The organism is Streptomyces sp. NPDC045026 (genome assembly GCF_056432625.1).
The window spans coordinates 1-24,374 of sequence record NZ_JBWKIS010000001.1 but is presented as its reverse complement, the minus strand read 5'-3'; the positions used below and the strand labels follow the sequence as shown (position 1 = coordinate 24,374).

Here is a 24,374-nt window from a genome sequence, read left to right as displayed (position 1 = left end):
CACGTTCTGTCCTCTCACCGCTCGCCCCGACCACTCCTTGCGGCTTCTTCGCGCCTGAGCCCAGGACCTTGACGTGGCCTTGACGTCCAGGTGCGTCACACGACTCCGCGGGAGCGGCCTTCCCCGCGGAACCGCACCCCGACCTGGGCGTCAAGGCGGGGCAGAATGCCCGTCAGAGCCGCGTCAAGGTACAGGGGCCTTGCCCCTGTGGGCTTTACCGTCGGCACCATGGGAAGCCCCGACTGCACGCGAAACGACGCGGCCCACAACCATGAAGCGCCACCCGCCGAAGTGACGTACGACAGCCGCTGGGCAGGGGATCTGCGCAGCGCGATTCGGTGCTCGGCCGTGATCCTCGGCGTGATACTGCTGATCGACTGGGCGACCGGCGGCGTCACCGCACCGCGGGCCACGCTGTGGACCGCGCTCGCGGTGCTGCTGTTCCTGGTCCTGTATCCCGCCCGCGTCAGCGCGGGTGAAGGCTGGCTGGCCTCACGCGGACTCCTGCGCGAGCGGCGGGTACGCACCGACGCGTCGGTGTCGGTGCGTTGCCTGGACGGCGTCTCCCAGCGGCTCCGCCTGCGGGACACCTCGGGCCGTCGTATCGAGATCAACCCTCAGGTCCTGGTGAACAGCGACGAAGCCCCCGACCAGTTGCAGCACCCGACGGGACTCACCGACCACATCGTCGTGGTCGGCCTCGGGAAGAGGAGCTCGATGGGTGAGTGCGGGTCGCGGTGCAGCGCGGCGATCTCGGCGCCGTGCTCGTCGCGTCGTGAGGGCAGTACGACGGTGACGGCCTCGCCGCACACGGCGTCCAGTTCGACGGCGAGCCGGCGCGCGAGCCCGTCGTCGCCGCAGATCACCATGTGCTGGGAGCGCTGCCCAAGTTCCGTGTGGAGATGGAGAGTTGACGTCACATCAGACTAGAACGGCAGAGCGGAGGGGCCCGGTTCCGGGTCGCTGAGGGTTCAGCGTCAAGGTTGCGTATGCGTACGTCCGCAGTGCGGAGCCGGGGCGTACCAGGCGTCCGGCAGGCCGGCCGCCACCGGCCTGCCGGGTGTCATCCGTCCTTCACCGGTCCCGCCGTGTAGAGGGCGGCGCCGGTCTGGTCGGCGAGGGTCACCGCCACGAGGCGGGCCTGGAGCGGCGGGACGGGGCCCTGGCCAGGGGTGAGCATGAACCGGCCGAGGTAGTGGCCGTTGCCGTAGGTGCGCAGTTCCGTCTCGCCCTCCGGCCAGCCCCTGTTGTCGACGTCCCAGCGCTTGCGGCCGACCGCGACACTGCCGTCCGGCTGCAGACTGGGCGGCTGTCCCATGAGGGTGCCGTATTCGAAGCGGCAGGCGCGCAGGCCGAGCAGTTCGGTGAGCTGGTGGCGGACGTGGTCGACCACGGTGTCCGAGGACTTCGCGGACTGAGCGAGGTCGGCCGTCTCGTGGATACGGGCGAGGTAGACCGCGTCCGTCACCGTGATCACTTCGAGGCGGCGGGCGTATGCCGCGAGCTGGGACACGATCAGGCCCACGACCAGGAGCAGGACCGCCGTCTCGATGTCGTCCGAAGCGTTGATGTCGAAGGTCTGGTACGGCCGGGTGAGGAAGAAGTCGAACCAGGCGGCCGCCGACAGCGCCGCGAGCGCGCCCGCCGCACGGCTTCCGATGGCGGCGATCGCGACCACCACCACGACCAGGATCAGCGCGGCGTTCGTCTGCGAAAGCTCGGTACGGAAGGGCACGAGCGCGAGCGCCACCAGGAACGGTCCGACGAGGCCCGCCAGCAGGGCGAGCCGGTCGCGGAGCCGGTAGCCGGTCATCATGCCGTCACCTCTTGCGTTCGTTGCGGCGGCTCCGGGCCTGGGCCCTCGCACGCCGATTTCAGGGCTCATACGCCCCCTCCTACGCTCTGCGTACCACTGGGGTGCTCCGCCCGCTCGGCGAAGGGCAGGGACAGGACCATGGTCAGGCCCCCGCCGGGAGTGTCCTCCGGGACGAGGGTGCCGTCCATCGCCTCGGCCAGCCCCCTGGACAGGGCGAGACCCAGGCCGAGTCCGGTGGCGTTGTCGGTGTCGCCGAGACGCTGGAAGGGTTCGAAGAGGCGGTCACGGTCGGTCGGCGGGAGGCCGGGGCCTCGGTCGACGACCCGCAGTTCGACGCGGCCCGCGTGGGCGCTTGCGGTCAGCAGCACCATGCGCCCCGCGGGACTGTGGCGAGCTGCGTTGCCGGCGAGGTTGGCGACCACCCGCTCCAGCAACGGCGGGTCGGCCAGCACGGCCGGGACCTCGTCCAGGTCCCCCACCTCTACCTCTGGAGTGTCTGCCAGCGCCACCGGCAGGACCTCTTCGAGCGTGGTGGGGCGCAGGTTCAAGGTGAGCACCCCTGCCTGTAGCCGGCTGAGGTCGAGGAGGTTCTCGATCAGCCGGTTCAGTTTGGCCATCGATTCGTCCGCGGTGGCGAGGAGCTCGTCCCGGTCCGCGTCGGAGAACTCCACATCCTTGCTGCGCAGCGAGGAGACGGCGGCCCATCCGGCGGCGAGCGGGGTGCGCAGGTCGTGGCCGACCGCCCGCAGCAGCGCTGTCCGCATCCGGTCGGCGGCCTTGACCGGCTCGACCTCGGCGGCGGCCTCGGCGAGCCTGGCCCGTTCGACGGCGGCGCCGACATGCGCGGCGAACGCGGCCAGCACGCGTCGCTCGGAGGACGGGAGGGGGCGGCCGCGAAGCACCAGGAAGGCGCCGGGGCCGGCGGGTACGACTGTCGCGGCGTCTTCCCCGGGCGGCTCGTCCACCAGTTCCGCCGAGTCCATTCCGAAGGTCTCACGGGTGCGTTCCACCAGAGCGGGGATCGTGGCACCGCCGCGCACGATGGTGCCCGCGAGGGAGGACATGGTCTCCGCCTCCGCGGTGGCGCGCGCCGCGCGCCGCGACAGACGCAGGGAGCGGTCGACGACAGCAGCCACTATGGCGGCCACCACGACGAACACCGCGAGCGCCAGCAACGCGTTCGGATCGTTCAGCGTGAAATGCCCTCTCGGCGGGATGAACCAGTAGTTGAGCAGCAGGGACGCCGTCACCGACGCGATCACCGCCGACACGACGCCGCCTATGCAGGCCACTCCCACCACGGTGAGCAGGAAGAGCAGGGCCTCGCTGGTGAGGTTGAGTCTGTCCCTGGCCGCGTTCAGATCGAGCAGCAGGGTGAGTGCCACCGGCAACAGCAGGCCGGCGACCGGACCGGCGATCCTGCGTACGGTCGACAGAGTGCGGCGGCGGGAGGGCAGCAGCGTGCCGCGCCCGGCGCGTTCGTGCGTGACCATGTGGACGTCGATGTCGCTGGAGGACTTGACCACCGTCTCGCCGGTGCCCCGTCCGGTGACGAACCGCTCCAGGCGGCCACGGCGGCTGGTGCCGAGCACGAGCTGGGTGGCGTTCTCGGCGCGCGCGAATTCGACCAGGGCGGTGGCGACATCGTCGCCGACCACGGAGTGGTAGCTCCCGCCGAGGTCTTCGACGAGCCGCCGCTGGCGGGCCAGGGAGGCGTGCGAGGTACCCGCGGCGAGTCCGTCGCTGCGCGTGACGTGCACGGCGAGCAGGTCACCGCCGGCCGACCGGTCGGCGATGCGGGTGGCCCGCCGGATGAGGGTGTCGCCCTCGGGCCCGCCCGTCAGAGCCACGACGACCCGCTCCCGGGTCTCCCACACGCCACCGATGCCGTGCTCGGTGCGATATGCCTGGAGCGCCTCGTCCACCCGGTCGGCCACCCACAGCAGCGCGAGCTGTCGCAGGGCCGTCAGATTGCCGGGCCGGAAGTAGTTGGCGAGGGCCGCGTCGACCTTCTCCGGAGCGTAGATGTTGCCGTGCGCCATCCGGCGCCGCAGCCCCTCGGGCGGCATGTCCACCAGCTCGATCTGACGGGCTCTGCGCACGATCTCATCGGGCACCGTCTCGTGCTGCGGGACCCGGGTGATCTTCTCGACGACATCGTTGAGGGATTCGAGATGCTGGATGTTGAGCGCGCTGATGACATCGATCCCTGCCGCGAGCAGCTCCTCGATGTCCTGCCAGCGCTTGGGGTTGCGGCCGCCACCGGGGACGTTGCTGTGGGCGAACTCGTCGACGATCGCCACCTGTGGACGCCGCGCGAGGACCGCCGCGAGATCCATCTCCGTGAACTCGCCGCCGCGATACGTGCACGAGGCTCGATCGACGACTTCCAGGCCGTTGAGCATCGCCTCCGTGCCGGGGCGTCCATGGCATTCCACGAACCCCACCACCACGTCGGCGCCCCGCGCCGCCCTGCGTCGCGCCTCGTCGAGCATGCGGTAGCTCTTGCCCACGCCCGGGGCGGCCCCGAGGTAGACCTTCAGTCGTCCGGGCCGTACGTCACCCGCGGCGCGTGCTTCTCCCCCGCCGGTCCGTACGTCACTCATATCGGTCCGTACGCCATTCATCGCAGCCGATGCGCTCCGCTCACTGACGATCAACTCTCCGGAGGGCTCCCCGGAGGGACGGGTTGCCCGTCTCCAGCGAAGCGCCTGATCGGGTCCTCGGCGCACCCATTGACGCGTCTTTGGCGCCGCTCACGTGGACATTGACACCACATTGACGAGACCTGGTGCGGCGGCCAGTTCGATCAGTTCGTCGACCGCATCCCTGTCACCCTTGTCGGCCCGCTCCCGCAGGACGGACAGGTCGGAAAGGTCGGAGTCAGCCATGGTGGACCCCAGTTCTGCGGCCTGGGCGCGCCTCACGCGTCAGCGGAACTCCGCGTACCTCGGCCGTAGCCCGAGGGCGGTGAGTGCGACCGCCGCGAGAAGCGCTCCCAGGGCCCAGGGCAGCAGATCGCCCACCGCGGAGCGGCCCGCCTGTACCGAGGCGGTGAAGTGGTGTCGGTTGATGTCGGTCACTTCGTCGAGCGCATCCATCCACGCGCCGAAGTGAGCGTTGGACATGCCGGGCTGCCAGCTGATGCCGAACGCGACAGCCTCGCGTTCCTTGCCCTGCGCCACCAGCGCACGGATCTTGCGGTCGTCGCGCTCGTAGACGGCGTACGTCTCCACCGTCTTCTCGGCCGCCGCCCGCTCGCCGGGGAAGGTGATGTTGTCGAGTTCGCGCCGGAACTCGCCGGTGAAGCGCAGGTCTTCATGGTCGGAGCGGTACGCCTGCCAGGTCGTGGCGAGTTCGTCGTCGTACGTGGCGAGGGTCGCGCCCCGCACGCCGTACAACTTCTGCGAATTCCCCAGGAACGCCCGCTCGTACTGGCCGCGACGCTCCTGGTCCAGGAGGTAGCGGCTTTCGTCGGCGTTCGCTTCGTACGCGATCGCGCGGGCGCGGGAGAGCGCGACGACGGAGTCGAACGCGTCGCGGCGGGCGCCCCGCAGGTCCTCGGCGGTCTCGGTGAGTGCCTGAGCGCCGAGGAGGGTGGCGAGCAGGGCGCAGATGGTGGCGGCAAGGACGCCGGGATTGAGGATCCGGTGGAAGCGGCGCGCCAGATACCACTGGATCACAGCGAGCACGGCAAGGAGCAGCACGCCGAGCGCGATGACAGCGGCGAGCTGTGCGGAGAGCGCTGAACGCGCCTGCTCATACTGCGTGTTGAAGCCGCGATTGTTGGAGGCCACCAACTCGCGTGATTCCGGCAGGAGTTTGCGTTGGAGCAGATCCGTCGCATCCCGGTAGTCGACGAGGGCCGACGCCTTGCCGCCGGTGCGCCCGTCGTTCTCGAGAGCGCGCCCCACCAGCTCCTGGTACTCGGCGAAGTGGTCGGTGAGGGATTCGACGGTCTGCTCGTCGGTGTGGTCGCCTTGGGCGGCGACGGCAAGGGTGCGCAGGTCGTGGCCGATGGCGGTGCGGGCGTCGCGGTAGAAGCCGACCGCCTTCTCGTACGGCGTCCTCAGGCGCCCCTTGCCCGCGTCGCCGCTGGACAGCAGGATGTTCGCGGCCTGCGCGTCCATGTCGTTGAGGGCGAGGTTGAGGTCGGCGGCACTGGTGGTACGCGGCGACTCCCGGTCGGCGACCGCGTCCCAGGTGCCGGAAGCGGCGAGCCCGGCGAGCAGAAGCAGCAGGGCGAGGGCCCCGGCGAGCGAGACCGTGGACGCGTACAGGAGGCGCAGCCGCGCGGGCAGGGTGGCCCAGAAGCGGCGGCGCAGAGCGGCCCACGCGTCCACGGCCTCGCGACGAAGGTGAGGGCCCGGCCGCGACCCCCCTCGTGGCCGCGGACCGAGCCCGCCCCCGGGCGGTGCGACCGGTCCGTACTGTGGCTCCGCGACAGTCTCGGCCTCGACCTCAGAACTGCGCGTGGTACCGGCCGTGATGGTCACGAGCCCTCCAACGTCACGCCACGGACGGTTGCCCGTGTCCCCCGCGCCGCTCAGTCTGCGACCGGAATCGGCCACGGCCGTGGTCCGTTGACGCCTCCCTGACGCTTTCTCAGGTGACCTTGACGCGGGCTTGATGCCGCCGTTCGAAGGGTCGTAAGGGAGGCGCAAATTCCGTGCCGGACGGCGCACTTCGGGCATCCGGCGGGGCTAGATTTCCCCTCGGCCGCCGGTGAGGCCTGCGGGCGTCAGTGGCATGACGGCTCGCCACCGGAAGCAGCTATCGGATGCTTCCGGTCAGGGCACCTCACGGGCGGCCGGGCACGCGGCGGCGTCTCGTCGTTCCGTCGCCGACGTCCGTGTGCAGCCTTGCGGTGCCGGGGCCCCGGCACCGCAAGGCCCGGCGGCCACCCCACGTCCTGTCAGCCCGACCGGTCGCCGGCGCGCCGCCCCGCATGTGGCCGCGGTTCCCTCCGCGGTTCCCTACCGAGGCATGAAGATCCCCGACGTCATCGACGGCGTCGCGGCGGTCGAGGAACCGGCCGTCACCGGCGAGTCCGCGCCCGTCCTCCGCGAGTCGGGGGCGACCGCAGCGCTGACATCCAAGGCCATCGCCGAAGAGGCCGACGTGGACGACCACTTGGCCGAGGCCACTACCGAGGACGAGCTCGCACTGCATCGGCGCACGACCTTCTGCGGCGCAATCTGACGCTGTACGGTCTCGGCGGCCTTGTCCTGCCCTTCATCGTCATCAAGCTCATCGACCTGCTGATTTCCTGCCTGCTCGGGCTGGGGCGAACAGCCCGCGTCAAGAACGCGTCCGGGCGCGTCAGAGGCCCGTAAGGGAGGGGCACTTGAGCTTGTACGGGGCGGCTCCCCCGGGTTCCATGAACACCATGAACAGCGAGTGGCTCCTCATCGACCGGCCGCCTCATCGGGCGACCCGCCGTGTGCCCCGCTGTGCGGAAACGCCCGCGTCCACCGTCCGCTGACGCGCCTTCCGCTGCCCGAGGGGCGCCGTGACCCACGTCCGGCGCCCCTTTCCATGCCCGTATACGCATCTGCCATGCGCATCTGCCGTACACGCACCCGAGCCGTACGCGAAGCCGTACTCATACCCCCGGATGGATCATGTCTGACACCACCCTTTCGTCCCGCACCGTCCTTGTCACGGGCGCCACCTCGGGCATCGGTCTGGAGACCGCACGGCAGCTCGCCGAACGCGGCGCCACCGTGCTGCTGCACGGCCGGAGCGCCGAGGAAGCGCGCGCCGCCGCCGACCGGCTCGTCGCGACGGCCGGCATCGACGCCGACCGACTCTGCACCGCGGGCGCCGACTTCACGCGCCTCGACGAGGTCGAGACCATGGCGGCCCGTGTCGTCGCCGAGCACCCTCACCTGGACGTCCTGGTGAACAACGCGGGCATGGCGGCGCCCGAGCGGCACACCATCACCGCCGACGGCAACGAGATCGCCTTCCAGGTCAACTTCCTCGCCCACTACCTGCTGACCTGCCTGCTGGAGCCCGCGCTCACCAGCTCTCCGGGCGGCCGCGTCGTGAACGTCTCCTCCTCCCTGCACCGCACCGGCTCCATCCAGTGGAGCGACCCCAACCGCGCCCGCCGTTACTCCCGGCTCGCCGCGTACGCCCAGTCGCAGCTGGCCCTGACGGTCTTCGCGGCGGATCCGCGCGTCACCGCGGTATCCGTCCACCCGGGTGTGTGCGACACCGCGCTGCTCCCCCTCTACGCCCACGACGGCGTGACGCCCACCGAGGGCGCCGCGCACGTGGTCCGCCTCTGCGACCCGTCGGTCGAGATCGTCAACGGCGCCTACTACGACCGCGCCGAACGCGCCGACCCGGCACCCGCCGCCACCGAGGACCGCACGGTCAAGCGCCTCAACAAGCTGGCCGACCTCCTCGTCGGCCGCACCACTTGAACACGCCCACCGGATGACGGAGTTACCACCCATGTCGAAGCGAGCCCGCAAGAAGAGAGACCGCCGCAAGAAGAAGGCGAACCACGGCCGCAAGGCCGGCCAGCGCTGACCCGTCAAGGGGCGGGCGGGGTGACGGGACGGGCGACACGCGCCGCTCCTCCCCCGCCCGCCCCTCCTGTCACCAACCCCCTGGAGACATCGATGATCGAACTCGATCCCCGCCAACTGCCGCCGCTCACCCGCTGGTTCCCCGCGGGCACCCCAGGGCCGGCCACCATCGGCGAACACGTCCTCACCACCGGCGTCGGCCGCTGGTGGGCGGACCGGGCCGACCAGCCGCGCATCATCGCCGCGTCCTGCGCCGGCCACGTCCTGCTGCGCGGCTCCCCGGACGCATCCGAGGACCTGGCGTCCCTGGCGGACAGCCACATAGACGCGCCCGCCCGCTTCCTGCCGGCCCTCGGCGCGGCCTTCGACCGCCTCACTCCGTGGGAACGCATGGTGTGGACGCTGCAGGCCGAGCCCCAGCCCTGCCCGAGTCCGCGCGGCGTGACGGTGCGCCGCCTCGAACCCGCCGACACCGACGCCCTGCACGCCCTCGGCCCCGACTCGGCCTGGATCCACGCGAGTTGGGGCGGCGCCGCCGGGCTCGCCACCTCCGGTCACGGCTGGGCCGCCGTGGACCGCGGCGGACAGGTGCTGGCCATCGCCTGCACGTACTTCCGCGGCACCCGTTACGAGGACGTAGCGGTCTTCACCACCCCCGACCACCGTCGGCACCGCCTGGCCCTCGCCTGCGTCACCGCCCTCGTCCCGGACATCACCGGACGCGGCCACACACCCAGCTGGAACTGCTCCGTCCTCAACCGCGCCAGCCGTCTCCTGGCCTGGACCGCCGGCTTCCGGCTGGTGCGCGAGTACGTTCACTACGCGGTCGGGAGCCCGGCACAGCGCAGCCGCCTCGCGGCATGAGGACGGCGGCGCCCCTGTGGCCGCGCGAACGACACGTCGTTCCGCAGTCGCCCCTGCTCTCTCTGACTCTCTCTCGCCCTGCCGATGACGCCACCGCTAGTGACAATGAGCCTCAAGGACGAAGGACGAAACAAGCACGAACGGACGAACGGGGACGGTCCCCCCAGCGGGTGCACCACCCTGGGCCTGCGGTTCACAGTCTGCACACGCCGGCCTCGCCGTCCGCGTGATGGCTGGATCCGCGCGCCCGCGCATCACGTCAGGAGAGCACGCAGATGGCCACCACAGATCACGCCCGCGCGAGTCGATTGCGCGCGTGGATGCTGGAAGGGCTCTCCGACATGGGCAAGGGCCGCCCGGCCCAGCACCCCGTCAAGCCCGAGCCCGAGCACAAGGGGCAGCGGTGGTGGCGGGTGATGTGCCTGACCGGCGTCGACTACTTCTCCACCCTCGGCTACCAGCCCGGTATCGCCGCCCTGGCCGCCGGGCTGCTGTCCCCGGTCGCCACCATCGTGCTGGTCATCGTCACCCTGGCGGGTGCACTGCCCGTGTACCGGCGGGTGGCGGAGGAGAGCCCACGCGGCGAGGGCTCGATCGCGATGCTGGAGCGGTTGCTGTCCTTCTGGAAGGGCAAGCTGTTCGTCCTCACCCTGCTGGGCTTCGCCGCCACCGACTTCCTGATCACCATCACTCTTTCGGCCGCCGACGCCTCCACGCACCTGGTCGAGAACCCCCACCTGACCGACGCGCTCCACGACAAACAGATGCTGATCACGCTGGTGCTGGTCGCGCTGCTGGGCGCGGTATTCCTCAAGGGCTTCCTGGAGGCGATCGGCGTCGCGGTCGTCCTGGTGGGGATCTACCTGGGGCTCAACGTGGTGGTCGTGATCGCCGGTCTCTGGCACGTCTTCACCGCAGAACACGTGATCACCGACTGGGGCAGCGCCCTGACGGCCGAGCACGGAAACGCCTTCGCCATGATCGGTGTCGCGCTGCTGGTCTTTCCGAAGCTCGCTCTCGGCCTCTCCGGCTTCGAAACAGGCGTGGCGGTCATGCCACATGTCGAGGGCGATGCCACCGACACCGAGGAGAAGCCGACGGGCCGTATCCGCGGCACGAAGAAGCTGCTGACCACGGCAGCCGTGATCATGAGTGTGTTCCTGGTCGCGACCAGCTTCATCACGACCGTGCTGATCCCGGAGAAGGAATTCGAGTCGGGCGGCCAGGCCAACGGCCGTGCGCTCGCCTATCTGGCGCACGAATACCTCGGCAACGCCTTCGGCACGGTCTACGACGTCTCGACGATCGCCATCCTGTGGTTCGCCGGCGCCTCCGCCATGGCCGGGCTGCTCAACCTGATGCCCCGCTACCTGCCGCGGTACGGCATGGCCCCGCACTGGGCCCGCGCCGTGCGCCCCATGGTCATCGTCTTCACTCTCGTCGGGTTCCTGGTCACCTGGATCTTCGACGCCGACGTCGACGCCCAGGGCGGCGCGTACGCCACCGGCGTGCTGGTGCTCATCAGCTCCGCCGCGATCGCCGTGACGATCGCCGCGCGCAAGGCCGGCCAGCGCAACTGGACCGTCGGCTTCGCCGTGATCTCGGCGGTCTTCCTCTACACGACCGTGGTGAACGTCATCGAGCGTCCCGACGGCGTGAAGATCGGTGCCTGCTTCATCGCCGGCATCATCCTCGTCTCGCTCCTCTCCCGGCTCGCCCGCGCCTTCGAACTGCGCGTCACGAGCGTGACGATGGACGGCATGGCGGAGCGGTTCGTACGGGACATCGCCAGCCGCCGTATCCGGTTCATCGCCAACGAGCCCGACAACCGTGACAAGGCCGAGTACCGCGAGAAGATCGAACAGATCCGCCAGGACAACGACGTCCCGTCCCAGGAGGACTTCGTCTTCGTCGAGGTCACGGTCCTCGACCCCTCGGAGTTCGAGTCCGGCCTGACCGTTCGCGGGGAGGTACTGCACGGCCGGTACCGGGTCCTGACGCTCGAGAGCGCGTCCATCCCCAACGCCCTTGCCGCCCTGCTCCTGCACGTGCGCGACACGACCGGCTGCATTCCGCACATCTACTTCGAGTGGACCGAGGGCAACCCCTTCGCCAACTTCCTGCGCTTCTTCCTCTTCGGCCAGGGCGAGGTCGCGCCCGTCACCCGTGAGGTTCTGCGCGAGGTCGAACCCGACAGGGACCGACGCCCCCGGATCCACGTCGGCTGACCGAAGACTGCCGGACACCGGCAGTGCGGCCAGGCCCACCGCGCATGCATGCTGTTGGCTGCCAACAGAAGAAAGGGGGGGTTCGTGGAAGCCACCGCAATACCCGGCCTGGCGCGTGCCCGGATGGGATCAGCCCTGGCGGTGACGGTCCTTCTGCTGCCCTTCGGCGCTTACGGGCTGGCCCGGACCGGGGTGGTGCCCGAAGGGACACCGATCGTGCTCGGCCTGCTCTCCGTGATCATCGGCTTCGTTCTCCTGCCTGCCCTGTGCGAGGAGGGCGCCCCGTTCCGGCACTCGTCGTCGCATCTGACAGCGCACACCCTGACCGGCCAACGGTCCGTGGACCTGAACCGGATCGCCACCGTCCGGCTGCTGACGACCTTTTCGTACGGTGGCACGTCCCGCACGGTGGTGGTGCGCGACACCCATGGCGTGCGCCTCGGTATCACCACCGAGAGAAGCCGAAGGAAGCTGCGCCGAGCGATCGAGAAGGCGGAGGCGAACGCCGCGCGCGGTGTCCCCGGCCCCCGGGTGAGCCGTGCGGCCCGCGCCTACCTGGCCCCTGTCCCGGAGCCAGGGCCCGTCGGCCACACGGTTCTCGCCTTCCTTCTCCCGACGGTGTCCGTGAGTCTGTACGTGTGCGTCATACTCCGGCTCGGCGGGCAGTAAGCCCTCCCCCGCCCGCCTGTAGAAAGCCCCCGATTCAGCGCACCCGGCCCCGCGGTTTCAGCGGCACAGGCGGGAGTTCCGGGGCGAGCAGGGCGTCGCCGTCGTAGCCCTTCACTTCGCCGAAGCGATCGCCGTCCATCCAGTCCGAACGCGCCTGAGCGATGTCCCGCCTCGGCTACCCGATCGCCCCGTCCACAGTCTGGGAGATCCTCCACGCAGCCGGCATCGACCCCACGCCGCAGCGCTCCGGCCCGGCGCGGCGACAGTTTCTGACCACCCAGGCCCACGGCACCATCGCTGCCGACTTCCTGCACCTGGACACCATCTCGCTCAAGCGCAGGCCAGGAACCTTGCCATGGCGCAGGGGCGCCGGTTGGACTCGCTACGCTTCCTCCTCCGGAACCGGGACAGCAAGTACACCCGTTCCTTCGACGCCGTCTTCGAAGCCGACAACGTGGAGATCCTGCTCAGCCCACCCCAGGCGCCCAGAGCGAACGCCATCTGCGAGAGAGTCGTGGGCACCCTGCGCCGCGAGGTCCTCGACCAGATGCTCATCTACAACGAAGCCACGCCCAAGCAGCGCTCACCGACTACATCCAGCACTACAACGAGCACCGCCCCCACCAATCCTGGGCGCGGCTACCACCGGCCAGCGACGAACCACCCAACGCGGCCACCGTCACAGACCTCCAGGCGCACCGGATCCAGCAACGACCAGTCCTCGGCGACCTGATCAACGAGTACCTCCGCGCCGCCTGACCGAACCCCACCACCACAGCTCACAGGGCCAATTCGTCTTTTCGAGCGACACAGGGTCAGTTGGGCGCCGTGGCCTCGTTCACGCAGCGCAGGACTGGTCGGCTCTTGAGCGCCGATGGATCGTCGAGCCGGGCGCCGGTGACCTCGAAGGTCGCCTGCTCGCCGGGCAGCAGTGTGACCAGCGCCCGGTCGGTCTCGGCTGCCGGGTCGAGCCGGTCGGGGAACAGCGCGAGATCCCGTACGAGGGTGTGCGCGTCGACTGTGACGCGGTAGCCGTCGGCCTCGCCCGGACCGAGCGGGTCGACGTGGGCGGTAAGGTCCGCGCAGGGGAAGGCCACCTCGGTGTCTTCGGCGTAGAACTCGACCACGCGTCGCCCTCCGAGCTCGGCGACGAGCAGCTCGCGGGTCTTGTCGTCCGGCTCGGTCAGCTCGACCGGGAGCTCGACGCGTGTCACCGACCGGGGCGCGCAGTCGACCGGCAGCTCCGCCTCGGCGAGCATGGTGCCGGAAAGGGAGCGCCGGGCCACGCGCAGGAGGCCCGCCCAGATCTGTGGACCGTCGTTGACCGCGTACACCGCTCCGTCACGCACGACGAGGATCCGGTCGGCGTATGCCTCGCGCAGCGCGTACCAGAGGGGTTTGCGCCGGCCGTCGACGTCGACGGCCGACCAGGAGACGACCGGCCAGCAGTCGTTGAGCTGCCAGACGACCGTGCCCATGCAGTACGGGGCGTGCGAACGGAAGTGGCGGATGCCGAAGGCGACGGCGCGGGCCTGGTTCAGCTGGGTGAGCCAGTGCCAGTCGTCGAGGTCACGGGGCTGCGGAAGGTGATCACCCAGGCCCCGCAGGAGCTTGCCCTGGCCGTCGTCGGCTTTCTGATGTGCCGACAGAAGTGGCGAATCCACGGAGAGTTCACCGCTGATGGCCTTGCGTAGGGTGGCGTAAGGGGGCGGTCCTTGGAAGCCGAACTCGGCGACGAACCGGGGCACGTGATCCGCGTAGGTGCGGTAGTCGACACGGTTCCACACGTCCCACAGGTGGACCGTTCCGCGAGTCGGGTCCTGCGGGGGCCGGCCGGGGGCGCCGGAGTAGGGCGAGCCTGGCCAGTAGGGGCGGGTGGGGTCGAGTTCCGCGACAAGGTCCGGGAGGAGGCGGTGGTAGTAGCCGTGACCCCAGGTGCGGCCCTTGAGACGGTCCTGCCAGCCCCAGTCGGCGTGCCCCTCAAGGTTCTCGTTGTTGCCGCACCACAGCACCAGCGAGGGGTGCGGGGCCAGCCGGACGATGTTCTCGCGGGCCTCGGCCGCGACCTCGTCGTACAGCGGCTGCTCTTCGGGATACGCGGCGCACGCGAAGGGAAAGTCCTGCCAGACCAACAGGCCTTTTTCGTCGGCGAGTTCGTAGAAGTCGTCACTCTCGTACAGGCCGCCGCCCCAGATCCGTACGAGGTTGACTCCGGCCTCGGCGGCCTGGTCGAGGCGGGCGGCGATGCGCTCGCGGGTGAGGCGGGTGGGGAAGCAGTCGTCGGGGATCCAGTTGACGCCGCGGACGAAGACCGGTTCGCCGTTGACGGCGATACGGAAGGCCTCGCGCTCCAGCTCGATGCCCCGGAATCCCGTCCGGGCGCGCCATTCCTGCTCGCCCAGGCGCACGGTGACCTCGTACAGCGGTTGCTTGCCGTAGCCGCGGGGCCACCACAGTTCGGCGCCCGGGACCGACAGGCTGACCTGGCCGCACGAGCGGCCCTCGGGAACGCTGAGCCGGGCCCGCTCGCCTGCGACCTCCACCTCGGCCGTCAACTCGCCGGTGCCGCCGAGCCGGTCGACATCGAGCGCCACCGTCAGGCACGGCACGCCGTCGGTGCCCGCGTCAGCGAGCAGACGTATCTGGGCGATGCGGTCCCCGCTGTACGACTCCAGGGTGACGGGCCGCCAGATTCCTGAGGTGACGAGCGTGGGCCCCCAGTCCCAGCCGAAGTTGCAGGCCATCTTGCGGATGAAGGGGTAGGGCTCGGTGTAGGCGCCCGGGCGTTCGCCGAGCCGGTCGCGCAGGTCCTCGGCATAGGTGTAGGGCGCGGTGAAGCGGACTTCGACGGTGTTGTCGCCCTCGTGCAGCAGGTGGCGGACCGGGAAGCGGTAGCTGCGGTGCTGGTTGGCGGTCTCGCCGAGGACCGTGCCGTTGAGGCGGACGGCGGCGACGGTGTCCAGGCCGGCGAAGAGCAGATCAGTGCGGTCGTGTCCGTCGCGCCGCCAGGTGAAGGTGGTGCGGTACGTCCAGTCGGTGCGGCCGATCCAGGTCAGTCGCGTCTCGTTGTCGTCGAGGTAGGGGTCCTCGATAACGTCGGCGGAGAGCAGGTCGGTGTGGACGCAGCCGGGGACGGTCGCCGCCAGGCCCTCGGGGGGCAGCGTCACCGGGATGTCGCCGTCTGCGCTCAGCCTCCAGCCGTCGTGGAGGTGGAGGCGTGTGATCACTTCTGGGTCCTTCCGCAGTCCGGGAGTTGAGCGCAGGCGACGTAGTGATCGGGCTCCAGTTCGTACACGTCCCCGGTTGCTTGCGACGCGTGATAGAGGCAGACCTCGACGGGTTCCGCGTCACTCCAGTCGACGCCCAGGCGGGGCACGGCAGCCAGCAGGTGGCGGGTGTAGGGGTGCTGGGGGTTGCCGAACACCATCTCCGTGGCGCCGCGCTCGACGACGCGGCCGTGGCGCAGGACAACCGTCCGTTCGGCGAGGTAGGTGCCCAGGGACAGGTCGTGGGTGATGTAGAGGACCCCGAGACCGCGCTCGCGCAAGTCACCGAGGAGGTTGAGGACGTCGATGCGGGTCGAGGCGTCGAGCATGCTGGTGATCTCGTCGGCGACGAGGAACTCCAGGTCGAGCAGGAGGGTGCGGGCGATCAGGAGCCGCTGGAGCTGACCGCCGCTGAGCTGGTGCGGGTACTTGCCGAGCACCTGCGCGGGGTCCAGGCGCACATCGCGTACGACCTTCTCCACGCGGGTACGCCAGTCGGCAGCCGGCACGTGGGGATGGTAGGCGTCCTTGATCATCGCGAAGACGCGGTCCGCCTTGAAGACCGGGTTGAAGCAGCTGAACGGGTCCTGGAACACGCCCTGCACGCGGCGGTGGTATTCCTTGCCGGAGCGCACCGGCTCACCGTCGAGGGTCAGCGATCCCGCACTGACCCGGGTGAGACCGAGGATCATGCGGCCGATGGTGGACTTGCCGCTGCCGCTCTCACCGATCAGGGTGACGACCTCACCAGGATCGACAGCGAAGGAGACCTGGTCCACGGCGGTGACGCCCTGTCCGGAGAAGGTCCCGGTGCGAAACGTCTTGGTGACGCGGTCGAGTGTCAGCATCAGGCCTTCCAACACGCTACGTAGTGACGGGGGGCGACCTCCACGACCGGCGGCTGGGCAGCGCACTGGTCGTCGGCCAGCGGGCAGCGGTCGCGGAACCGGCAGCCGGTGGGCGGATTGAGCAGGGAGGGCGGGCTGCCCTCGATTCCCGTGAGGCGGCCCTCGGAGCGGCGCACACCTACCTTGGGCAGCGCGGCGAGCAACCGGCGGGTGTAGGGGTGCCGGGGCTCGGTGGTGAGGACTTCGGCGGGCGCCTTCTCGGCGAGCAGTCCCGCGTACATGACCATGATGGTGTCCGAGATGTGCGAGGTGAGCGCCAGGTCGTGAGTGATGAACAGCATGCTGGTGACCAGGCCCTTGTCACGCAATCCGACGAGCGCTCCGGCGACCGCCTTCTGGTTGGAGACGTCGAGTGCGGACGTCACCTCGTCGGCGATGAGGAGGGAGGGGTCGAGCAGCGTGGAGATCACCATGACGGTGCGCTGCTTCATGCCACCGGACAGCTCGATCGGATAGCGGTCCAGGACGTCGGGTTCCAGGCCGACAAGGGCGAGGCGGCGGTGGAGTTCGGGGGTGTCGACGTCGGCGCCGCGCGCGGCGAGCAGTTCGCGGATCATCCGGCCGATGCGGCGGGTCGGGTTCATCGCGCTCATCGAGTACTGCGGCACGAGTGAGATGCGGCGGAAGCGGAAGGCGTTCATCGCCCGGTCGTCGGCGATGGGTACGTCGTCGCCGTCGAGGGTCATGGAGCCGCCGACGTGGCGCATCCGGCCGTCGAGGCGGATGAGGGACTTGCCCAGCGTGGTCTTGCCGCAGCCGGACTCGCCCACCAGGCCGAGTATCTCGCCGTCGGCGATGTCGAAGCTCACGCCGTCCAGAGCGCGGACCTCACCGCGCAGCGTGCGGTAGTGGACGCGGAGGTCGTTGACGGTCAGGGTCATGCGGTCTACGACTCCCTCAGCTTCGGGTTGAACACCTCGTCCAGACCCACATTGGCGACGTACAGCGCACCGACTACGGCGGTGATGCCGATCCCCGGGGGCACGAACCACCACCACATGCCGAGTTGGAGGGCGCTCCACTGCTGGGCGCTCTGCAGCATCAGGCCGAGCGAGACGCCCTCGGTGGGGCCGAGGCCGATGAAGTCGAGCGAGGAGGCGATGAGGATCGAGCCGCCGAACAGCAGGATGAACGTCATGAACAGGTAGGAGCTCATGTTCGGCGCGATCTCGCGGAAGATGATCCGCCAGGTACGGCTGCCGCTGAGCCGCGCCAGGTCCACGAACTCGCGTGAGCGCAGGCTGAAGGTCTGCGCCCGGATCGCGCGCGCCGCCCACGGCCAGGATGTGAGGCCGATGAACAGCCCCTGCACACCGACGCTGCGCACACCCAGGTAGGCGTTGACGATGAGCAGGACGGCCAGGGACGGGATCACCAGGACGATGTTGGTGAGCATGTTGAGGATCTCGTCGACGATGCCGCCGCGATATCCGGCGAGGAAGCCGACCAGCATCGCGACGATGCCGCCCCCGATCACGCCGACCAGGAAGGTGGAGCGCAGGCCGTTCACGAACTGGGCGTAGATGTCCTGCCCGAACGTGGTCGTGCCCAGCCAGTACTTGCCGCCGGGTGCAGCGGCCTGCGGGCCGACGTAGGCGTTGGGGTCCGAGGAGTCGAGGAACAACGGTCCCAGCACTCCGGCGAACAGGAGGACCAGCACGATCGCGAGCCCGATGAGGAGTTTCGGATTGCGGACCGCGTAGTGCAGGCTCTCGCGGCCGGGGGTGAGCGGCGGCGCGGCGGCCGCGGAGGGGCCCGCGGTCTCGGCAACTGCGTCCGGCGCCGGAGTGCCCGCCGGCTGGGGTGGCAGTGTGCTCACGACTGTCCTCCCGCCATGCCGGTCCGGGTGCGAGGGTCGACGACGACATATGCGAGGTCGATGAGGAAATTGGCGATCAGGACCCCGAGCACGATGAACAGAAACGCGCCCTGCAGCAGGAAGAAGTCACGGTTCTGAATGGCCGCCAGGATCAGGTTGCCCAGGCCCGGGTAGTTGAAGACGATCTCGGTGACCAGCGCGCCGGCGACGAGGACGCCCAACTGGAGTGCCAGCCCGGTGATCTGAGGCAGGACGGCGTTGCGGAAGGCGTATCGGCGGATGAGGCGGTGAGGCGCGCCGAGCGCGGCCAGGTAGGAGGAGTAGTCCGACTCCAGCTCGTAAATGATCATGTTGCGCATGCCGATCGCCCAGCCTCCCAGGGCCACCAGGAAGAGGGAGAGGAAGGGCAGTACCCAGTGGTGCAGGGCGTCGAGGAAGAAGTCGACGCTCATGCTGGGCTGGATGTCGAGGCTGTAGCCGCCCGAGATGGGGAACCATCCGGCCTTGGCGCTGAACAGCCAGGCGAGGATCACGGCGATCCACATGTACGGCATCGCGGTCAGCACGTAGCCGGCGGGCAGCACGGTGTTGTCGAGGATCTTGCGCCGGGCGGCGAGCGCGCCGAGCCAGTTGCCGACGAACCAGCTGAGCAGGATCGCCGGGATCATCAGGGCCAGGGTGTAGGGAAGTGCGTCGAGGATGACCTCGCCGACGGGCTTGGGGAACACCCAGATGGACAGGCCGAAGTCACCGTGCATCAGTGACGCCCAGAAGTGCAGGTACTGCTGCCACATGGGCTGGTCGAAACCGAACAGGTTGTTGTAGTAGGCGCGCATCGCGTCCACGGCCTCGGGCTGCGAGACCCGGGCGCGGGAGATCATCGCGGACACGGGGTCGCCCGGCATGAAGCGCGGGATCATCCAGTTCACGGTGACGGCGACGACGAACGTCAGCGCGTAGACGAGGAGCTTTCGGGCGAAGTAGCGGAGCAAGGGAGATCTCCCGGATCGGCGCGGCGGCAGGAGGTGGGAGGGGAAGCGGGCGGGGTGCGGGCCCGGCCCGCGACCGCTGTCAGGGAGGCGTCGCGAGCCGGGTGCTGCGCGCCCTTTCGGGGTTCCGCCCCGGGGGCCCGGGGCGGAGCCCCGGACACGCGATGACGGGTCCGGGGCTGCTCCCGAGCCGGAAGGGTCAATGGGCAGGTTTGATCTTGGTCAGCATCTCGAAGCCGCCCATTTCCAGCCAGTTGCGCCACAGGGCGGGCGCGTAATGTGAATCGCCCTTGCCCGAGGGCCAGTTGGTCCACGCACCGGTGGTGGCCTGCGACCACAGGCCGTTGTACCAGAGCGGGATGACGGGCATCTCCTTGAGCTGGATGTCCTGGATCTTGGAGATGACCGCCTTCATCCCGGCCTCGTCGTCCGTCCTCACGCCGCCGAGCTGCTGAACGAGATTCCAGGCGTCCTTGTTCTCGTAGCGGCCGAAGTTGACCGTGTTCTGCTGCTTCTGGATCGGCAGCTGGAACATGTACTCGTAGTACGTCCAGGGGGTGTTGGACAGCTGGCGCTCGTTGTTGATGACGAGGTCGAAGTTCCCCTTGCCGCGCAGGTCGTTGAGCGCGTTCTGGTCGGGGAAGTCCGTGGTGACGCGGATGCCCGCGGCCTTGGCGCTGGCTGCGATGACCTTCGCGGCCTCCATCCAGTCGGTCCAGCCGGTCGGCACCTGCAGCTTCAGCTTGATCGCCGAGCCGTCCTTGTTCTCGACGTAGCCGTCGCCGTTGGTGTCCTTGTAACCGGCGTCCGCCAGTGTCTTCTTGGCCGCGGCTGTGTCGAAGGAGAAACCCTCCTTCGACGTCAGGGACTTGTCGATGTACTTGTCCCATTGCGGCAGCAGTCCGGTCGGGTCCGCGGGCTCGACCAGGTTGCCGTAGACCCCCTTGACGATCTTCCCCACGTCCACGGAGTACGCGAGGGCCTTGCGGAAGGCGGCGTCGTTCATCGGCTTCTTCGTGGTGTTGGGCACCAGCCAGGCCGTGTTGGCCGACTGCATGTACGGCGCCTGGTCGTAGTACGAGACGGCCTTGTGGGCCTTGATCATGGAGGCGGCACCGGGCAGGAAGTTGTTGCTCAGGTCGAGTTTGCCCTGGTTGAGCTGGCCGATGACGATCTCGTTGCTGGGGTTGGAGATGTCGACGATGTACTTGGGAGCGGGCTTCATGTTGAGCGCCTTCACGCCCCACCAGTCGTCGCGCCGCTGCCAGATCACCCGGTCCTGGGAGTGGCTCTTGAGGGTGTACGCGCCGGAGACCACCGGCTTGTCGTTGACGCCGTTGAGTACCTGCTCGTCGGAGCGCTTGCTCCACACGTGCTCGGGCACGATGGGCTGCCCGTAGAGGGTGTAGTCCCACTCCTGGTAACGGGCCTGCTTGAAGGTGAAGCGGACGGTGTGGTCATCGACCGCCTCCGCCTTGGACAGCCAGTCCCACAGCGTGTGGAAGCTCGAAGCCTCGATCTTGCCGATCTCGTACGAGTAGACGACGTCCTTGGCGGTCATCGGCTTGCCGTCCGACCACGTGATCCCGGAGCGCAGTTTCAACTCGTACGTCTTGTCGCCGGTCCAGGAGCCGGACTCGGCGAGCCACGGTGTCAGCTTCCCCGAGTTCGGGTCGAAGTGGAACAGGGTCTCGTAGGCCAGGCCCTTGGTGCCCGTCGCGTGGTCCCAGTTGTGCAGGGGGTTGTAGTTGGCGGGAGGGCCCCACTGAGTGCCCGTCGTGTACAGGGTTTCGTTGCGGGCCATCGCACCACCGCCGGAGGTGCCGCCGCTCTTGTCGCCGTCGGTCGACGAGCCGCCGCTCGTGCATGCCGTGGCGATGAGCCCGCCGACGGCCAACAAGGTGAACCACCGCGCCCGGATGCGCATCGGATTACTCCCTCCCCGCTCGTCCCTGAGCGGAGCAACTGAACCGGGTAAGTGCGGGAAGTCTCGATCCGCATCGAGTTCGTGTCAATAGATGCGGGAGCGCTCCCACCCCAGTCAATCCCCTGAATCCTGGGGGCGCTTGATCGACGGACGGGGTATCCCCAGGTGAAGCGGTCCGCGCTAGGATGCTGCTCTCGTCACGAAACGGTTAAGTGAGGATGCATGACCAAGCGGCGCCCCACGATCGCCGACATCGCGCGTCGTGCCGGAGTCTCCAAAGGAGCGGTGTCCTACGCGCTCAACGACCGACCGGGCGTCTCCCCCGTCACCCGGGCCGAGATCAAGAAGATCGCGCATGAGATCGGCTGGCGGCCCAACAGCGCCGCACGCGCACTGACCCGCGCGCGTGCCGACGCCGTCGGGCTGGTACTCCCGCGGCCCGCACAAGTCCTTGGTTCCGAACCGTTCTTCATGGAGCTCATCAGCGGCATGGAGGACGAACTGGCCGCTCGGGACAAGGCGCTGACCCTCCAGGTGGTCGCCGATCCCGCCCAGGAGATCGAGATCTACAGCCGCTGGTGGGGCGAGGGACGGGTGGACGGCGTCTTCCTGACCGATCTTCGCGCCCACGACCCGCGGATCGAGCTGACGAAGGAGCTCGGACTGCCGGCGGTGGTCGTCGGACACCCCAGCGGGGCCGGCGATCTGCCTGCCGTGTGGTCGGACGACGCCGCCGCTCTCGGCGAGACCCTGCGCTACCTCAGCGCGCTCGGGCACCGTGCCATCGCCCGTGTAGCGGGCCTTCCCGAGCTCGACCACACCGGGCGGCGCGACCGGGCTCATCTGCGTATCTGCGCCGAACTCGGCCTGGACGAACCGTTGTTGGTGCACACCGACTACTCGGGCGAGGCAGGGTCACAGGCGGTTCGCAGGCTACTGATCGGCTCGCGACGCCCCACGGCGATCGTCTTCGACAATGACATCATGGCGGTTGCCGGGCTCTCGGTCGCCCACGAGCTGGGCCTCGATGTGCCGGGCGAACTCTCCCTCGTCGCCTGGGACGACTCACAGCTGACGCAGGTCGTGCGGCCGGCGCTCACCGCGCTCAACCGGGACATCCCCGCGTACGGAACACACGCTGCGCGCACGCTGCTCACTCTGATCGAGGAGGGCTGGGCCGAGGGCGTCGAGGACAGCCCAGCCCGGCTCGTCCCGCGGGGCAGCACGGCACGGGCCCGCCTATCCTCCGCGTCGCCTTCCGGGGCGGACGGGTCCTGACACGCGCGCCGCGGGCGCCGAGGCCGCGGGCCCCACTGAGGCTACGGACTGCCGGAACCTCAGCGGCTACAGAGCTGCGAACCCCCACGGAGGCCTCACAGTTCCAGACCTCAGCGGGAACCTCACGGGCGACGGAAGTTCCCGCGCTGCCGCGGGCTTCACGAACCGTGTCCGGCACAGAGGCCGTACCCGCTCTTCCGCCTCCAGCAACTCCTGGTGAGCGAGGCGCCGCACGACACTTCGGGTCGTGAAGAGTGCCGACGAGAATCGCGTTTCATGGTGATGTGCGCCTGCGCCCCGCGTTGGGACACCCGGCCAGGGGCCCTCAAACAGGAGCTCAGATGGTCGGGCGTCGACCGGGTCTCTGTGCCGACAGGAACCTGATGTGACGTCAGGATAGTCAGCATCGGGTCAGCAGCAGTCTGATGAGAGCTACCCACGGGTGACGAAACCTGCAACTCGCGAACGTGGAGCCAAAGTCCCCGAGGAGCGTTTGCGATCACAGTGAAGGGAAGCCGGGCGAGTCGACTTCGCCGTCTGCCCGGCCCCGCTTAGTTCACGCCGCAAAGAGGCAGTTCAGCGCACCCGGCCTCGGGGTTTAAGCGGCACGGGCGGCAGCTCGGGTGCAGCCAACGGATCCCCGTCGTACCCCTTCACCTCCCCGAACCTCGACCCGCTCATCCAGTCCTCCCGGGCCTGGGTGATGTCGTCCTGTGATCTGCCGATGAAGTTCCACCACATAGCGGGTGTTTCGCTGCTCTGCGCAGGTCAGAAGCATCTCGGTCCTCGGGCGGTCAGCAAACCGTCAGCATCGGGCCTGAGGAGTCGGCGACACGATGGCGAGCAAAATCCTGGCGCACGGCATGGGCACCTTCTTCAAGGACTGCGAGCACGCCCAGTCAAGATGGCCTAGGTGCCCACACTTCTACAAGATCCAATTCCACAACGCCGCTGGGACGCAGACCGTCGAGTCCGGGTTCGAAACCGACGCTGCGGCGATCACGCGTTTGACGGATATCTACAACGCGAAGAGGGCTGCCCCCGGCCGTGCGAGTAGGGCGGTTCGTGTTGCGAAGTACGGGGTGATGGCGTTCAGGGAGTACGCGAAGGAGTGGCGGGAGAGCCAGCGTCATCTGGAGGGCTCCTCTCTGCGGCATCTGGACTCTCTGCTGGAGCATCACATCTGCCCGGTACTGGGGAGCCGGCGGATGGATGCCTTCGACCACAAGGTGGTGGACGGGTTCATCAAGGCGATGGAGCGTAACGGGGCTGGTCTGGCAACGCAGGCCAATGCGTTCGACAAGGCGAAGTCGATCCTGCTCGATGCCCACCGGCTGGGGCTCTACGAGGAGAGTCCGCTCGAAGGCGTCAAGCCCCCGCAGTACGCCCCGGCGAAGGCGATTATCCCGTCGGTTCCGCAGCTGGCCGGGATACGCACGGCCGGCGACGACACCTTCATGTTGATCACCGATTTGATGAGCGGCTGCGGGTTGCGCAACGCCGAGGCCGCGGCGGTCAGTCTCCGCAGCGTCGTGGCCCACGATGTCTACCGGATATCCGAACAGGTCAACGGAGCGGATCCTCGCGGGCGCGTTCCGCCCCGGTGGCCGGCTGCGAGAGAGCGCGATCGCCGCGGAGCTCGGCATCGCCCGCAACACGGTCCGCGAGGCGGTGCGCCTGCTCGAACACGGCGGCCTGGTCCGCTTCGACGGCAACCGCGGCACCGTGACCGTCTCCCCCACGCCCGCGACGGTCGACGAGCTCTACACCGCGCGCGAACACGTCGAGTCGGCGGCATATTCCGCTAGCGCAGGGCTCGGGTGGGGATTCTCAGGCCAGATTGATGTTCTCCGCCTGGGGGCCCTTCTGGCCCTGGGTGACATCGAACGTCACCATCTGGCCCTCCTGGAGCTCACGGAAGCCCGTGGAGTTGATCGCCGAGTAGTGGGCGAAGACGTCCGGGCCGCCACCAGCCTGGGCGATGAATCCGAACCCTTTCTCCGCGTTGAACCACTTCACAGTTCCCGTAGTCATGTCTCATGCCTTCCAGTCACGAACGCCTCCCGCA

General features: G+C 69.0%; 20 protein-coding genes and 4 pseudogenes. 11 read left to right on the top strand and 13 right to left on the bottom strand.

Going from position 1 to position 24,374, the window contains the following annotated elements; translation table 11 throughout:
- Positions 1-228 precede the first annotated feature (228 nt).
- Complete coding sequence (locus AC07EJ_RS00120; protein WP_389489060.1) at positions 229-930, top strand: hypothetical protein; 702 nt, start codon at positions 229-231, stop codon at positions 928-930.
- Positions 931-1,063: 133 nt separating this feature from the next.
- Here the strand turns inward: AC07EJ_RS00120 and AC07EJ_RS00115 are convergent, their stop codons facing one another.
- From AC07EJ_RS00115 to AC07EJ_RS00100, 4 genes are all read right to left on the bottom strand, one after another.
- Positions 1,064-1,816 (bottom strand): DUF4118 domain-containing protein, encoded by a 753-nt coding sequence (locus AC07EJ_RS00115; RefSeq protein ID WP_389489062.1) that lies wholly within the window; start codon positions 1,814-1,816, stop codon positions 1,064-1,066.
- 65 nt (positions 1,817-1,881) lie between these two features.
- Positions 1,882-4,422: a sensor histidine kinase gene (locus AC07EJ_RS00110; RefSeq protein ID WP_389489064.1), complete on the bottom strand. Its 2,541-nt coding sequence runs from the start codon at positions 4,420-4,422 to the stop codon at positions 1,882-1,884.
- A 150-nt stretch (positions 4,423-4,572) separates the two neighbouring features.
- Positions 4,573-4,707, bottom strand: a complete 135-nt coding sequence (locus tag AC07EJ_RS00105) for a hypothetical protein (protein ID WP_393581469.1) — start codon at positions 4,705-4,707, stop codon at positions 4,573-4,575.
- 39 nt (positions 4,708-4,746) lie between these two features.
- Positions 4,747-6,159 (bottom strand): hypothetical protein, encoded by a 1,413-nt coding sequence (locus AC07EJ_RS00100; protein ID WP_478883394.1) that lies wholly within the window; start codon positions 6,157-6,159, stop codon positions 4,747-4,749.
- Positions 6,160-6,802: 643 nt separating this feature from the next.
- On the opposite strand from AC07EJ_RS00100, the gene AC07EJ_RS00095 reads away from it, so the two are divergent.
- From AC07EJ_RS00095 to AC07EJ_RS00065, 7 genes and pseudogenes are all read left to right on the top strand, one after another.
- Complete coding sequence (locus tag AC07EJ_RS00095) at positions 6,803-7,018, top strand: hypothetical protein (protein ID WP_389489118.1); 216 nt, start codon at positions 6,803-6,805, stop codon at positions 7,016-7,018.
- A pseudogene (locus AC07EJ_RS00090) lies at positions 6,973-7,152 on the top strand (hypothetical protein); the annotation flags it as partial. The gene AC07EJ_RS00095 and the pseudogene AC07EJ_RS00090, both read left to right, overlap by 46 nt.
- Before the next feature lie 288 nt (positions 7,153-7,440).
- A complete protein-coding gene (locus AC07EJ_RS00085) occupies positions 7,441-8,250 on the top strand; it encodes an SDR family NAD(P)-dependent oxidoreductase (protein ID WP_478883393.1) in 810 nt (269 codons plus the stop codon).
- Between the two features lie 31 nt (positions 8,251-8,281).
- Positions 8,282-8,359, top strand: coding sequence for a 50S ribosomal protein bL37 (locus AC07EJ_RS00080; RefSeq protein WP_389489116.1), 78 nt, complete (start codon positions 8,282-8,284; stop codon positions 8,357-8,359).
- A 92-nt stretch (positions 8,360-8,451) separates the two neighbouring features.
- Complete coding sequence (locus AC07EJ_RS00075; protein ID WP_478883392.1) at positions 8,452-9,222, top strand: GNAT family N-acetyltransferase; 771 nt, start codon at positions 8,452-8,454, stop codon at positions 9,220-9,222.
- 275 nt (positions 9,223-9,497) lie between these two features.
- The gene (locus AC07EJ_RS00070; RefSeq protein ID WP_389489075.1) at positions 9,498-11,450 is read left to right on the top strand and encodes an APC family permease; all 1,953 of its coding nucleotides are present in this window, start codon (positions 9,498-9,500) and stop codon (positions 11,448-11,450) included.
- Positions 11,451-11,534: 84 nt separating this feature from the next.
- Entirely contained in the window at positions 11,535-12,119 is a 585-nt protein-coding gene (locus tag AC07EJ_RS00065; RefSeq protein WP_389489077.1) for a hypothetical protein, read from the top strand.
- A gap of 34 nt (positions 12,120-12,153) precedes the next feature.
- Here the strand turns inward: AC07EJ_RS00065 and AC07EJ_RS00060 are convergent.
- Positions 12,154-12,291, bottom strand: a pseudogene (locus AC07EJ_RS00060) (pirin family protein); the annotation flags it as partial.
- A 125-nt stretch (positions 12,292-12,416) separates the two neighbouring features.
- Here AC07EJ_RS00060 and AC07EJ_RS00055 point away from each other — a divergent pair.
- Positions 12,417-12,878: an integrase core domain-containing protein gene (locus AC07EJ_RS00055; protein ID WP_478883655.1), complete on the top strand. Its 462-nt coding sequence runs from the start codon at positions 12,417-12,419 to the stop codon at positions 12,876-12,878.
- Positions 12,879-12,934: 56 nt separating this feature from the next.
- On the opposite strand, the gene AC07EJ_RS00050 is transcribed toward AC07EJ_RS00055, so the two are convergent.
- The 6 genes from AC07EJ_RS00050 to AC07EJ_RS00025 all read right to left on the bottom strand — a co-directional run bounded on the left by AC07EJ_RS00050 (position 12,935) and on the right by AC07EJ_RS00025 (position 21,028).
- Positions 12,935-15,346 carry a glycoside hydrolase family 2 protein gene (locus tag AC07EJ_RS00050; protein ID WP_478883391.1) on the bottom strand — a complete coding sequence of 804 codons (2,412 nt, stop codon included), beginning with the start codon at positions 15,344-15,346 and terminating at the stop codon, positions 12,935-12,937.
- Positions 15,343-16,233 (bottom strand): ABC transporter ATP-binding protein, encoded by an 891-nt coding sequence (locus AC07EJ_RS00045; RefSeq protein WP_389489086.1) that lies wholly within the window; start codon positions 16,231-16,233, stop codon positions 15,343-15,345. The genes AC07EJ_RS00050 and AC07EJ_RS00045 overlap by 4 nt, the downstream gene beginning before the upstream one ends.
- Positions 16,233-17,174 (bottom strand): ABC transporter ATP-binding protein, encoded by a 942-nt coding sequence (locus AC07EJ_RS00040; RefSeq protein WP_389489088.1) that lies wholly within the window; start codon positions 17,172-17,174, stop codon positions 16,233-16,235. The genes AC07EJ_RS00045 and AC07EJ_RS00040 overlap by 1 nt, the downstream gene beginning before the upstream one ends.
- A 5-nt stretch (positions 17,175-17,179) precedes the next feature.
- Positions 17,180-18,112: an ABC transporter permease gene (locus AC07EJ_RS00035; RefSeq protein WP_478883390.1), complete on the bottom strand. Its 933-nt coding sequence runs from the start codon at positions 18,110-18,112 to the stop codon at positions 17,180-17,182.
- Positions 18,109-19,104, bottom strand: a complete 996-nt coding sequence (locus tag AC07EJ_RS00030) for an ABC transporter permease (RefSeq protein WP_389489092.1) — start codon at positions 19,102-19,104, stop codon at positions 18,109-18,111. Before AC07EJ_RS00030 ends, AC07EJ_RS00035 begins: the two co-directional genes overlap by 4 nt.
- A gap of 196 nt (positions 19,105-19,300) precedes the next feature.
- Positions 19,301-21,028 carry an ABC transporter substrate-binding protein gene (locus AC07EJ_RS00025; protein WP_389489095.1) on the bottom strand — a complete coding sequence of 576 codons (1,728 nt, stop codon included), beginning with the start codon at positions 21,026-21,028 and terminating at the stop codon, positions 19,301-19,303.
- A gap of 222 nt (positions 21,029-21,250) precedes the next feature.
- Here AC07EJ_RS00025 and AC07EJ_RS00020 point away from each other — a divergent pair, with 222 nt between their 5' ends.
- A complete protein-coding gene (locus tag AC07EJ_RS00020) occupies positions 21,251-22,306 on the top strand; it encodes a LacI family DNA-binding transcriptional regulator (RefSeq protein ID WP_389489097.1) in 1,056 nt (351 codons plus the stop codon).
- A 576-nt stretch (positions 22,307-22,882) separates the two neighbouring features.
- Here the strand turns inward: AC07EJ_RS00020 and AC07EJ_RS00015 are convergent.
- Positions 22,883-23,059: pseudogene (locus AC07EJ_RS00015) on the bottom strand (pirin family protein); the annotation flags it as partial.
- Between the two features lie 789 nt (positions 23,060-23,848).
- On the opposite strand from AC07EJ_RS00015, the pseudogene AC07EJ_RS00010 reads away from it, so the two are divergent.
- Positions 23,849-23,974 (top strand): annotated as a pseudogene (locus AC07EJ_RS00010) (GntR family transcriptional regulator); the annotation flags it as partial.
- 162 nt (positions 23,975-24,136) lie between these two features.
- On the opposite strand, the gene AC07EJ_RS00005 reads toward AC07EJ_RS00010, so the two are convergent.
- The gene (locus tag AC07EJ_RS00005) at positions 24,137-24,340 is read right to left on the bottom strand and encodes a cold-shock protein (protein ID WP_478883389.1); all 204 of its coding nucleotides are present in this window, start codon (positions 24,338-24,340) and stop codon (positions 24,137-24,139) included.
- Positions 24,341-24,374: the final 34 nt, after the last annotated feature.